Source organism: Bacillus sp. 03113 (genome assembly GCF_006546985.1).
Taxonomy (GTDB): domain Bacteria; phylum Bacillota; class Bacilli; order Bacillales; family Cytobacillaceae; genus VATK01.
In genome coordinates this window covers 1-12,579 of record NZ_VATK01000037.1, presented here as the reverse complement: position 1 = coordinate 12,579, position 12,579 = coordinate 1, and the positions used below count along the sequence as shown (strand labels likewise).

Annotated in this window: 12 protein-coding genes, 1 tRNA gene, 1 other RNA gene and 1 other annotated feature; of the genes, 13 read left to right on the top strand and 1 reads right to left on the bottom strand. The window is 36.4% G+C overall.

Features of this window, described 5'->3' with window-relative positions:
- Positions 1-196 precede the first annotated feature (196 nt).
- Positions 197-1,159 (bottom strand): YaaC family protein, encoded by a 963-nt coding sequence (locus tag FDO66_RS20505; protein ID WP_141434510.1) that lies wholly within the window; start codon positions 1,157-1,159, stop codon positions 197-199.
- Between the two features lie 112 nt (positions 1,160-1,271).
- On the opposite strand from FDO66_RS20505, the gene guaB reads away from it, so the two are divergent.
- The 13 genes from guaB (at position 1,272) to FDO66_RS20440 (ending at position 12,401) form a co-directional block, all read left to right on the top strand.
- Positions 1,272-2,738 (top strand): IMP dehydrogenase, encoded by a 1,467-nt coding sequence (gene guaB, locus FDO66_RS20500; RefSeq protein ID WP_141434509.1) that lies wholly within the window; start codon positions 1,272-1,274, stop codon positions 2,736-2,738.
- 262 nt (positions 2,739-3,000) lie between these two features.
- Positions 3,001-4,305: a serine hydrolase gene (locus FDO66_RS20495; protein WP_141434511.1), complete on the top strand. Its 1,305-nt coding sequence runs from the start codon at positions 3,001-3,003 to the stop codon at positions 4,303-4,305.
- A 168-nt stretch (positions 4,306-4,473) separates the two neighbouring features.
- A complete protein-coding gene (gene pdxS / locus FDO66_RS20490; RefSeq protein WP_141434508.1) occupies positions 4,474-5,355 on the top strand; it encodes a pyridoxal 5'-phosphate synthase lyase subunit PdxS in 882 nt (293 codons plus the stop codon).
- A gap of 11 nt (positions 5,356-5,366) precedes the next feature.
- Positions 5,367-5,957, top strand: coding sequence for a pyridoxal 5'-phosphate synthase glutaminase subunit PdxT (gene pdxT / locus FDO66_RS20485; RefSeq protein WP_141434507.1), 591 nt, complete (start codon positions 5,367-5,369; stop codon positions 5,955-5,957).
- Positions 5,958-6,020: 63 nt separating this feature from the next.
- Positions 6,021-6,240, top strand: a binding site (T-box leader).
- A 56-nt stretch (positions 6,241-6,296) separates the two neighbouring features.
- Complete coding sequence (gene serS, locus FDO66_RS20480) at positions 6,297-7,577, top strand: serine--tRNA ligase (RefSeq protein ID WP_141434506.1); 1,281 nt, start codon at positions 6,297-6,299, stop codon at positions 7,575-7,577.
- Between the two features lie 251 nt (positions 7,578-7,828).
- A tRNA-Ser gene (locus FDO66_RS20475) sits at positions 7,829-7,921 on the top strand.
- A gap of 144 nt (positions 7,922-8,065) precedes the next feature.
- Positions 8,066-8,563, top strand: a complete 498-nt coding sequence (gene tadA / locus FDO66_RS20470; RefSeq protein ID WP_141434505.1) for a tRNA adenosine(34) deaminase TadA — start codon at positions 8,066-8,068, stop codon at positions 8,561-8,563.
- A gap of 109 nt (positions 8,564-8,672) precedes the next feature.
- An RNA gene (ffs, locus tag FDO66_RS20465) (signal recognition particle sRNA large type) lies at positions 8,673-8,937 on the top strand.
- A 205-nt stretch (positions 8,938-9,142) separates the two neighbouring features.
- Entirely contained in the window at positions 9,143-10,843 is a 1,701-nt protein-coding gene (dnaX, locus tag FDO66_RS20460) for a DNA polymerase III subunit gamma/tau (RefSeq protein ID WP_141434504.1), read from the top strand.
- 18 nt (positions 10,844-10,861) lie between these two features.
- Positions 10,862-11,182, top strand: a complete 321-nt coding sequence (locus FDO66_RS20455) for a YbaB/EbfC family nucleoid-associated protein (protein ID WP_141434503.1) — start codon at positions 10,862-10,864, stop codon at positions 11,180-11,182.
- A gap of 12 nt (positions 11,183-11,194) precedes the next feature.
- On the top strand, positions 11,195-11,791 hold the full coding sequence (gene recR, locus FDO66_RS20450; RefSeq protein WP_141434502.1) for a recombination mediator RecR: 597 nt from the start codon (positions 11,195-11,197) through the stop codon (positions 11,789-11,791).
- Between the two features lie 15 nt (positions 11,792-11,806).
- Positions 11,807-12,022, top strand: a complete 216-nt coding sequence (locus tag FDO66_RS20445; RefSeq protein WP_141434501.1) for a YaaL family protein — start codon at positions 11,807-11,809, stop codon at positions 12,020-12,022.
- Positions 12,023-12,137: 115 nt separating this feature from the next.
- Positions 12,138-12,401 (top strand): pro-sigmaK processing inhibitor BofA family protein, encoded by a 264-nt coding sequence (locus tag FDO66_RS20440; protein ID WP_141434500.1) that lies wholly within the window; start codon positions 12,138-12,140, stop codon positions 12,399-12,401.
- Positions 12,402-12,579 lie beyond the last annotated feature (178 nt).

Genomic DNA, 12,579 nt, shown 5'->3' with positions numbered 1-12,579 from the left:
TCTGGATCAGGTGCTCTTTTTTGTTGTGTTTAGAGAAAGAGAAGTCGATGATAAAATGAGTCAAGTGGGCGCTTTCACTTAGAGTGTAGACGCTTTCGTAAAAAATGTAGACGCATTCACGATAGAAGTAGACGCTTTCATAAAGAACTTGATTGAATTGATCATTTCACGCTCACACAACCCGGTTTCATTGTATTTACATTTGTTTATTTTCTGACATGAGATATTGATAAGCAAGAAAAGGTCCTTTTTCTGAAGTGATTTTTAAAAAAGAAAGGATAAAAGGATAATCGTGGTTGGGCATTGTTTTAATGAGCTCACTCCACCACTCGGTTTCGTATCTGGCAATCATGCTCAGGTTGTAAAGAAGAAGATAATGAATTAGGCATTCAGGAAACGTAAACAATAAATCAATAGAAGTAGGCAAGCAATATATCTGGTTTGTAAGATTATATTTTAATGGTGAAAGATCACGGTAAGTATGTTCAACTTTTATCATTAAATCATTGGACGAGTCCAATAATGAAAAAGACATTTTTGATTTAGATTGAATAAAATCAACAAAACGATTTTCTGTCATATGATAGTAATCTAACAACTTTTTAGGAAAAGCTAGTAAGTTTTTTTCATTTTGACTAATTGGTAAGAATGTTTTTTCTCTTGTAAGCTGGAAAAACAAATCATCTAATTCTGGAATTTGTCTTAATAGATGCCCCATGCCTATTTTTTCTCCTTCTAGATGGTTTATTTGAAATAGTTTTAAAGAAAGGTGTGGAAAAAAACCATTTTTTTGAAATTTAATTTCATCTTGAAAGAACCGGTATTGCTGTTTTTTTCTTTTTCTAGTTGAAACACCATGGGCTAGCACTGATGTAGTTTCTGGATAATTTGGATCAATTGTTAGTATGCATGCTTTCATTAAGTGTACGAATCCGTAGAAAAGTAATATAGGTTGTATTAAAAGCGGTGATTGTACAGCTTGATTATAATAAATTTGCCCATGCTCAAGATAATAGATAAATGGATAACAGTTCTCATAGCTTTTTTTTTCAATATCGTCTAGTTCCAATTTTTGATAGCATTTTTTCAAGTAGTTTTGGGTATAGTTTGCAGAGAAGAAATGTGAAAATGAATCCCAATGATGAAAGGAATAAAGCACGATGGATACCCCCGAATTTTTAGAAAACTCCAACATATTAATCTTATCTTGACAGTATTTTGTCCAATTGATAACCTACATATAATATTTTTGAGTACAGGAGGTCAAAAAAATGTGGGAAAATAAATTTGTAAAAGAAGGATTAACTTTTGACGATGTATTATTGATTCCAGCAAAATCAGAGGTGCTTCCACGAGATGTTAGTCTAAAAGTAGAATTAGCAGAAAAAATTAAGTTAAATATCCCTATTATTAGTGCAGGTATGGATACAGTCACGGAAGCAGATATGGCCATTTCGATCGCTCGTCAAGGTGGTCTTGGAATTATTCATAAGAATATGACTATTGAGCAGCAAGCTGAGCAAGTAGATAAAGTTAAACGCTCCGAAAGTGGAGTTATTACAGATCCATTTTTCCTTACACCTGAACATCAAGTATTTGATGCAGAGCATTTGATGGGAAAATATCGAATCTCTGGTGTGCCGATTGTGAATAACGAAGAAGAGCAAAAATTAGTCGGTATTTTAACAAATCGTGACCTCAGATTTATTCAAGAATATTCCATGAAAATTTCAGATGTTATGACAAAAGAGAATTTAGTCACAGCTTCAGTCGGAACTACTTTAGAAGAGGCTGAGAGTATTTTACAAAAATATAAAATTGAAAAACTTCCTTTGATTGATGATAACGGTGTCCTTAAAGGGTTAATTACCATTAAAGATATTGAAAAAGTAATTGAATTTCCAAATTCCGCTAAAGATCAGCATGGAAGATTGTTAGTAGGCGCTGCAGTAGGAGTAACAAATGATGCATTAAAACGAGTAGAGCTACTAGTAAAGTCTAATGTTGATGTGATCGTTATTGATACAGCTCATGGACATTCAAAAGGTGTTTTAGATGGAGTTCGTGAAATAAGAGATGCTTTCCCTGATCTTACGATTATAGCTGGAAATGTTGCAACGGCTGAAGCTACTAGAGATTTAATCGAAGCTGGAGCTGATATTGTAAAAGTTGGAATTGGACCTGGTTCAATTTGTACAACAAGGGTTGTTGCAGGGGTAGGTGTCCCTCAAATTACAGCTGTTTATGATTGTGCTACTGAAGCACGTAAACACGGAAAAGCGATTATTGCTGACGGTGGAATCAAGTATTCTGGTGATGTGGTTAAAGCTTTAGCTGCTGGGGGACATGCTGTTATGCTTGGCAGCTTGTTAGCTGGAGTGACAGAAAGTCCAGGAGAAACAGAAATATTCCAAGGCCGTAGGTTTAAAGTATACCGTGGAATGGGCTCTGTTGGTGCGATGGAAAAAGGCTCAAAAGACCGCTATTTCCAAGAAGAGAATAAAAAGTTTGTTCCAGAGGGGATCGAAGGTCGTGTGCCTTATAAAGGACCTTTATCGGATACCATTTATCAATTAGTAGGTGGTATTCGTTCTGGAATGGGATATTGTGGTACAAAAGATTTAGAAGAATTAAGAGAGAAAGCACAATTCATTCGAATGACTGGAGCAGGTTTACGAGAAAGTCATCCGCATGATATTCAAATTACAAAAGAAGCGCCAAATTATTCAATGTCTTAATAGTAAGGTGAGCAGAGGAGAAATATCTTCTCTGTTTTTTTTATTGTCTAAATCTTGGGTTGTTCATAAATTTATTGCTTAGGAAATGAAAGTTTTTTTCCTATTGATTCGCTGAAAAGGAAAATTAGAAATGAAACTAGACTATCTATGATTTCATCATATGTTGTGATAAAATAACGGAGGTGTACAAAAACGTTGGAGGGGCTTTACATTGAATTCACATAATTATCGTAAAATTGCAGCTAGTGTACTTGCAGTATTTATGTTATTTAGTTTGCTGCCAGGGACGATTACAGCGCAAGCGGAAGACTCACTTAATATTAATGCAGATGCTGCCATTATTGTAGAAGCAAATTCAGGGAAAGTGCTTTATGAAAAAGATGCAGATAAGGTGCTTGGAATTGCAAGTATGACAAAAATGATGACAGAATATCTTTTGCTCGATTCTATTCGAGATGGAAAAGTAAAATGGGATCAAGAATATTCTGTAAGTGATTATGTCTATCAAATATCACAAAATAGAACTTTATCAAATGTACCATTGAGAAAAGATGGAAAATATAAAGTGAAAGAGCTTTATGAAGCAATGACCATTTATTCGGCTAATGGAGCAACGATTGCTTTAGCTGAAGTTATTGCTGGCTCTGAAGCAAATTTTGTTAAAATGATGAATGACAAAGCAAAAGAATTAGGTTTAAAAGAATATAAATTTGTCAATGCAAGTGGATTAAACAATAGTGATTTACTGGGAATGCAGCCTGCTGGGGGCCCGAATGATGAAAATGTAATGTCTGCTCGTGCAACAGCAAAGCTATCTTTCCATTTAATAAATGAATTTCCAGATGTTTTAAAAACTGCTAGCACTCCTTCAAAGATATTCCGTGAAGGAACGGATGATCAAATTAAAATGGACAATTGGAATTGGATGCTCCCAACCTTAGTGTTCGGATACAAAGGTGTTGACGGTTTAAAAACGGGAACAACTGATTTCGCAGGATATTGTTTTACAGCAACAGCTATTCGAGACGGGAATCGATATATTACGGTTGTCATGAACGCAAAGGGCGCGAATGGACAAGGAAATTATAAAGCGCGATTCGATGAAACGAGAAAAATGCTTGATTATGCTTTTAGCAATTTTTCAAAAGAAGAAATTCTGCCAGCTAAATATCAAATAAAAAATAAAAAAACACTTCAAGTCATTAAAGGTAAAAAGGATCAAGTAAAAATCCATACAAAAACGCCTATTACAATGGTTATAAAAAATGGCGAAAAAGAAAACTACCAGACATCTTTTGTTCTTGATAAGAAAAAACTAAATGAAGATGGTGAATTAACAGCTCCAATTAAAAAAGGAGATGTGGTTGGTCATTTACTCATTAAGTCAAAAAATAATGAGGACATTAAATTTTTAACAAATTCTGGTCAGTCCACAATTCAAGCTGATGTCATTGCAGCTGAAGATGTTGAGAAAGCAAATTGGTTTGTATTAATGATGCGTGGAATTGGCGGATTTTTTGGCGATGTTTGGGGAAGTGTTTCATCAACTGTAAAAGGTTGGTTTTAGTATTCTAGATTTATTAAATTTAAGTCAATGATATATTCAAAAGTTTGGCTTGATATTTGATATGTAGAAAAAAGAGTTAGAAATAGTGATTAATTTCTACTTTATATATGTTATATTGATAATAATTTATCCATCAGATGAGATGGCACAACTTAAGGAGGATATAAAATGAAAACTGGTACAGATAGAGTAAAAAGAGGAATGGCCGAAATGCAAAAGGGCGGCGTCATCATGGACGTTATCAATGCTGAACAAGCGAAAATTGCAGAAGAAGCAGGGGCAGTTGCAGTAATGGCACTTGAAAGAGTACCATCCGATATTCGCGCTGCAGGCGGAGTAGCAAGAATGGCTGATCCACGTATTGTTGAAGAAGTATTAAATGCTGTAACCATTCCTGTTATGGCTAAAGCAAGAATCGGACATATTGTAGAAGCACGCGTTTTAGAAGCGATGGGAGTAGACTACATTGATGAAAGTGAAGTATTAACTCCTGCTGATGAAGAGTACCATTTGCTTAAAAAAGAATTTACAGTTCCATTTGTTTGTGGTTGCCGTGATCTTGGTGAAGCAGCTCGTCGAATTGGTGAAGGTTCAGCTATGCTTCGTACAAAAGGGGAGCCGGGTACAGGTAACATTGTAGAAGCTGTAAGACATATTCGTAAAGTAAATGCTCAAGTACGTAAAGTCGTACATATGAATGAAGATGAGTTAATGACAGAAGCTAAGCTTCTAGGTGCTCCTTATGAAGTTCTTCTTGAGATTAAAAACTTAGGTCGCCTTCCAGTTGTAAACTTTGCTGCTGGTGGAGTAGCAACTCCAGCTGATGCTGCTTTAATGATGCAGCTTGGAGCAGATGGTGTATTTGTTGGATCTGGTATTTTTAAATCTGAGAATCCAGCTAAATTTGCAAGAGCGATTGTAGAAGCAACAACTCATTATCAAGACTATAAGCTTATTGCTGAATTATCAAAAGATCTTGGAACAGCCATGAAGGGAATTGAAATTTCTTCTTTATCTCCTGAAGCTCGTATGCAAGATCGCGGATGGTAAGGTGAAAAACCATGGCAAATAAAATTAAGATCGGTGTACTTGGTTTGCAAGGAGCTGTACGTGAGCATATTCGCGCCATCGAGGAAAGTGGAGCAGATGGTGTCATTATAAAAAGAAAAGAACAATTAAGCGAAGTAGACGGGCTTATTTTACCAGGCGGAGAAAGTACAACGATGCGACGGTTAATTGATAAATATGATTTTATGGATAGCTTAAAGGAATTTGCTTCTTTAGGAAAACCTATGTTTGGAACTTGTGCCGGACTAATATTATTAGCCAATCAAATTGAAGGCTATGAAGCACCACACATCGGTGTAATGGATGTGAAAGTAGCTAGAAATTCATTTGGACGACAAGTCGATAGCTTTGAGGCTAACTTAAATATATCTGGAGTAGCTGAGGACTTTACAGCGGTATTTATTCGTGCCCCTCATATACTAGAGGCAGGAAAAAATGTTGAAGTACTAGCAGAGTGTGAAGGAAGAATTGTAGCTGCTCGTGAAGGTCAATTTCTCGGATGCTCCTTTCATCCTGAACTAACAGAAGATAATCGTTTAACTAACTATTTTATTAATATGGTAAAAGAAACGAAAGAAAGTTAATTTCTATTAGTAGTTGCATAAAGGTACAGATTATAGTACTATATTTTACAAATTTAACGAATGAAAAAAGCAATGAGAGGAACTAGTAGCAATCATTTTTATCTATAGAGAGCCGGTGGTAGGTGAAAATCGGTGATAAATAGATTGTGAATCCATCCTTGAGTAAAATATGGAAAGCTGTAAAAAGCGAGTATATATTTTCGGGTAAAAACCGTTATCAGTTTTAAGGTGGAAGGTTATGCCTTCAACTAGGGTGGCAACGCGGGTAACTCTCGTCCCTTTTATAGGGACGGGAGTTTTTTGTCGTTTAAGCATGATAAATATTAAGGAGGAAATAATATGCTTGATATTAAGTATTTGCGAGCGAATTTCGACGAAGTAAAGGAACGTTTGCAGCATAGAGGAGAAGATTTAACAGACTTAGGGAAATTTGAAGATTTAGATGTGAAGAGAAGAGAGCTTATCGTAGAAGCAGAACAATTAAAAAGCAAAAGAAATGAAGCATCTCAGCAAGTAGCTATATTAAAACGTGAAAAGAAAGATGCTGATGCTTTAATTCAAGAGATGAGACAGGTTGGAGACCAGATTAAAGCACTTGATGAGGAATTAAGAGCTGTAGAAGAAGAGTTAGAATTATTACTGTTGAGCATTCCTAATATTCCACATGAGAGTGTTCCGATTGGTGAAACAGAAGATGAAAATATTGAAATACGCAAATGGGGAGAAGTTCCAGTGTTTGAATTTGAAGCAAAACCTCATTGGGATGTTGCAGATCAATTGGGAATTCTTGATTTCGAGCGTGCAAGTAAAGTAACAGGAAGTCGGTTTGTTTTTTACAAAGGTCTTGGTGCTCGTTTAGAGCGAGCATTATTCAATTTTATGTTAGACCTTCATACGGAAGAACATGACTATCAAGAAATATTACCGCCTTATATGGTCAATCGGGCAAGTATGACAGGAACTGGTCAGCTTCCTAAATTCGAAGAAGATGCTTTTTTAATCGAAAGTGAGGATTATTTTTTAATTCCAACTGCTGAGGTGCCGGTAACGAATTTACATCGTGATGAGATCCTGACTGGCGACGAGCTCCCTATTAATTATGCAGCTTTTAGTGCATGCTTCCGTTCAGAAGCAGGATCTGCAGGCAGAGACACTCGTGGTCTTATTCGCCAGCATCAATTTAATAAAGTAGAGCTAGTGAAGTTTGTGAAGCCTGAGGACTCTTATGCTGAGTTGGAAAAATTAACAGGTCATGCTGAAAAGGTATTACAATTATTAAATCTGCCGTATCGCGTTTTAAGTATGTGTACAGGTGACCTTGGTTTTACTGCTGCGAAAAAGTATGATATTGAAGTTTGGATTCCAAGCAATGGAACGTATAGAGAAATTTCTTCTTGCAGTAATTTTGAAGCTTTCCAAGCGCGTCGTGCTAATATACGTTTCCGTAGAGAAGCAAAAGGAAAGCTTGAGCATGTGCATACTTTAAATGGTTCTGGTCTTGCTATTGGAAGAACAGTTGCAGCCATCTTAGAAAATTATCAGCAGGAAGATGGAAGCGTCATTATTCCAGAAATTCTTCGTCCTTATATGGGCAATAAAGAAGTTATCAAACCGAATTAATCTTTATTGTTAAGTTGAAATAGAAGAACATCAGGTGAAAAGCTGCTTCACCTGATGTTCGAAAAATGATGTGATAGAAGAGATATTACACATATTCTTCTTCTGAAAATGAATACTAGTATTGAATGATTAAAGAGGTAAATCAAGAATTTACGGTCTTTTAAGACAGTATTAAGAAATTGATCAGAATTTTTTTTGAAATAATGTTGACAAGAAATAATACAAATGATATATTATTTCTTGTCGAATACGGAGGAATACCCAAGTCCGGCTGAAGGGATCGGTCTTGAAAACCGACAGGCGGGTTAAACCGCGCGGGGGTTCGAATCCCTCTTCCTCCGCCATTTTTGATAAATTGATTCACCTAATGCGCATAAATATTGGAGATATAGTAAAGTCCGTTGCTGAGTGTGACGGGCTTTTTTTTACATAAACACAGTCATTTGAGACGAAATAACAATATAAAAAGGACAGAGGGATGTGTACAGATGCTGCAAGAAAACCAAGATGAGTATTTTATGATGGAAGCCATTTTGGAAGCAAAAAAGGCGGAGCTTGCAGGTGAAGTACCAATAGGTGCTATCATAGTATTAAATGGCGAAATTATAGCCAGAGCCCATAATTTAAGGGAATCAAATCAAAGTGCTGTTGCACATGCTGAATTGCTTGCCATTGAAAAGGCTTGTGAAAAGATTGGGTCATGGAGATTAGAGGGCGCTAAGCTTTATGTAACTTTAGAGCCATGTCCAATGTGTACAGGAGCTATTATTTTAGCTCGAATTCAAAAAGTCATATTTGGTGCTAGCGACCCGAAAGCAGGATGCTGTGGAACCTTGATGAATCTCCTTCAAGATAGCCGCTTTAATCATCAATGTGAGGTTGTTTCAGGATTAAAGGCGGAAGAGTGTGGACAGCTGCTTTCTCAATTTTTTAGCGAAATTCGCAAACGGAAAAAAGAAATAAAAAAGAAAAACACACTTATATGATTAAATAATACAAAATTTGACAATGATTAAACATTGCATTTTATTATAAAAGTCGTTATACTTAAAAATGCGTCGGTTGTGACGCTATTAAAAATTGGTTTCAATTTTGCCGTGCTAAGCGGGGAGGTAGCGGTGCCCTGTACTCGCAATCCGCTCTAGCGAGGCCGAATCCTTTCCTGAGGCTGATTTTCTGTAAGGTCTGCCTTAAGTAAGTGGTGTTGACGCCTGGGTCCTGCGCAATGGGAATTCATGAACCATGTCAGGTCCGGAAGGAAGCAGCATTAAGTGGACACTCTCATGTGCCGCGGGGTTGCCTAGGTCGAGCTAACTACTTAAGTAACGCTTATGGTTGTCAGTCGAAGGAAGGTGCACGGTAGTTATTATATATTAATAACAAACTCATCCTTAATATGGGGTGAGTTTTTTATTGTTTTTGGAAATTATAAAGTAGTTGGCATGGGTTAATTTCGATAGAAATGTACAATCATTTTGTAAAAAAGAATTTAGTTACGTTATAATAGATGGGATAATAAAATCGATGTACTTTTTATGTGAACGAAAAAGGAAGGGGCGTTAATTGTGGCTTATCAAGCTTTATATCGTGTGTGGCGTCCACAAGCATTTTTGGATGTAGTTGGACAGGAACATGTGACGAAAACATTACAAAACGCCCTGCTTCAACAAAAAATATCTCATGCTTATTTATTTTCTGGACCTCGAGGAACAGGAAAGACGAGTGCAGCAAAAATTTTAGCAAAGGCTGTCAATTGTGAACAATCTCCAATAAGTGAGCCTTGCAATAAATGCTCTTCCTGTATTGGGATTACAGATGGTTCCATTCCAGATGTGATCGAAATTGATGCTGCTTCAAATAATGGTGTAGAAGAAATCCGGGACATTCGTGACAAAGTGAAATATGCACCCAGTTCCGTAAAATATAAAGTTTATATCATCGATGAAGTACATATGCTTTCTATAGGAGCTTTCAATGCTCTTTTAAAAACACTTGAAGAACCACCGAAGCATGTTATTTTTATTTTGGCTACAACAGAGCCGCATAAAATTCCATTAACGATTATATCAAGATGCCAGCGTTTTGATTTTAAAAGAATATCAGCACAAGCCATTGTTGATCGAATGAAATTAATCGTGAATGAATTAGGAATTGAATGCGAAGAAAAAGCGCTTCTTGCAGTTGCAAGAGCTGCTGAAGGTGGAATGCGCGATGCTCTTAGCTTATTAGACCAAGCTATATCCTATAGCCAGGAAAAAGTGACAGTTGAGGATGCTCTTTCTGTAACAGGAGCGGTATCTCAAGACTATTTAAATAAATTAGCAAAAGCTGTTTTCGAAAAAGATGTGGTCGGCGGCTTAGAAGCGCTAGAGGATCTGCTTTTTCAAGGCAAAGACCCTTCAAGATTTATCGAGGATTTTATCCTCTATTTTCGAGATATGCTTCTGTATAAAACAGCTCCAAATTTAGAAGAATCATTTGAACGTGTGTTGCTCGATGAGCCTTTTGAGCTATTAGCAACTCATTTTCATACATCTCATATATATGAACTAATAGAAGTGTTAAATAAAACACAACAAGATATGAGATGGACGAATCATCCAAGAATCTTTCTTGAAGTTGCCATCGTGAAGCTTTGTCAGTCTGACAGACAAGTCGAACAACAAAATTCAAATGAAATTCATTTACTGTTAAAAAAAATAGATTATTTAGAAGAAGAAATAAAATCGCTAAAGCAAAATGGTGTTTCATCAGCAGATGACAATACTCAGTCATCCCAAGCTAAGCAGACTAAAACGCAAAGACATACAAGAAGAGGATTTCAAGCTCCTGTTGGCAAAATAAATCAGATATTAAAGCATGCAACAAAAGCTAATTTACAAAACATTAAATCCAACTGGGGAGAAATGTTAAAACGTCTTGTTCATCAACAAATGAGGTCTCAAGCTGCATTATTAAATGAAGCAGAGCCAGTGGCTGCAGCTTCAGATGCAGTCATCATAAAATTTAAATATGAGATACACTGTCAAATGGCTATGGAAAATGGTAAATTTATAGAGACACTGACCAATACATTATTTGAGTTAAATGGGATTAGAATGAATTTGATAGGTGTACCAGAAGAACAGTGGTTAATAATACGAGAAGAATTTCTTCATAGCCAATCAAATCATTCAGAGGATGAGGAAATGTCCTCTAACGAAGAGCCCATTATAGCAGAAGCAAAAAAACTATTTGGTGCTGACTTAATAGAAGTAAAAGACTAATTGATGGAGGGAAATAATATGCGTGGAATGGGAAATATGCAAAATATGATGAAGCAAATGCAAAAAATGCAAAAGAAAATGATGGAGGCACAAGAACAGCTTGGAGAAAAAACAGTAGAAGGAACAGCTGGCGGTGGCATGGTAACGGTGGTTGTTACAGGCCATAAACAAATTGTTGAAGTTAATATTAAAGATGAGGTTGTAGATCCTGAAGATGTAGAAATGCTGCAGGATTTAATTTTAGCAGCTACAAATGACGCTCTAAAAAAAGCGGATGAATTATCGAATTCAACAATGGGGCAATTTACAAAAGGAATGAACCTTCCGGGGATGTTCTAGGAGGATATTCATATGCACTATCCAGAACCAATATCTAAGCTAATTGACAGTTTTATGAAATTGCCAGGTATCGGTCCGAAAACGGCCGCTCGTCTGGCTTTTTTTGTATTAAGCATGAAGGAAGACACAGTGCTTGATTTCGCTAAGGCGCTTGTAAATGCAAAAAGGAATCTTTTTTACTGCTCTATTTGTAGTCATATAACGGATCAGGATCCTTGCTATATTTGTGAAGATCAAAGAAGAGATAGAAGCATTGTTTGTGTCGTTCAAGAACCGAAGGATGTTATTGCCATGGAGAAAATGAAGGACTACAATGGTCTTTATCACGTTTTGCATGGTGCGATCTCACCGATGGATGGCATAGGTCCTGAGGATATTAATATTCCTTCTTTATTAAAAAGACTGCAAGATGATGAGATTAAAGAGGTCATTTTAGCAACAAACCCTAACATTGAAGGTGAAGCGACAGCCATGTATATTTCTCGTCTGTTAAAGCCATCTGGAATTAAAACTACCCGAATCGCACATGGTTTACCAGTAGGTGGGGATCTTGAATATGCCGATGAGGTTACTCTATCCAAAGCTTTGGAAGGAAGAAGAGAACTTTAAGACGGGGGAAAAGAAATGTTTATGCGAAGAAAAGGGTGGCTAAGAAAAGAATTTGATGAAAAATTAATGAATGAGCTAAATATTTTAAAAGAGAATTGGTTTAATCAAAAAACATTAGTGGAGAAAAGCTTTGATCCATCTGATGAAATTCTTTGTGAGGCAAAATTAGCAGAAGCTAAATATTTTTATCTTTTTAAAGAAGCAAAACGAAGAAAAGTTTCTGTTAAATAGTTATGGTGTTTTTGCTATCTAAAGATAATCAAACACTACTCTTAAGGTCTTTTTTATACTTTTAAGTCATAAGCTTATTGTACAAGGTGTAAGAAAGGGAGAGGGTGTTAAGCGATTGAGCCCAATTATCGTTATTTCAATCATTGTTGGACTAATCTTCATTTTACTTGTAATTGGTGTACCGATAAAACCCGTTCGTTTTATTGGAATGGGAATCATAAAAATTGTCATAGGTGCTTTATTTCTATTTTTTTTAAACACTTTTGGGAATCAATTTGGGATCCATGTTCCAATAAATTTAGTAACATCATCCGTTTCGGGAATATTAGGAATTCCAGGGCTCTTTGCACTAGTGGCTATTCAAACATGGGTATTATAAAATGGCAGCTCAATTAGGAGCTGTTTTTTTTACTTTTAGGAAGGCTGTTTTCGTATAGATTGTTGCTTTTAAACGCGCAGCCTGCATACACTTCGCTTTCTGTGGGCGAGCGTCAAGCCTCCTCGTCGCATACGCTCCTGCGGGGTCTCGCCTTTCTCGCATTCCCACAGGAGTCTAC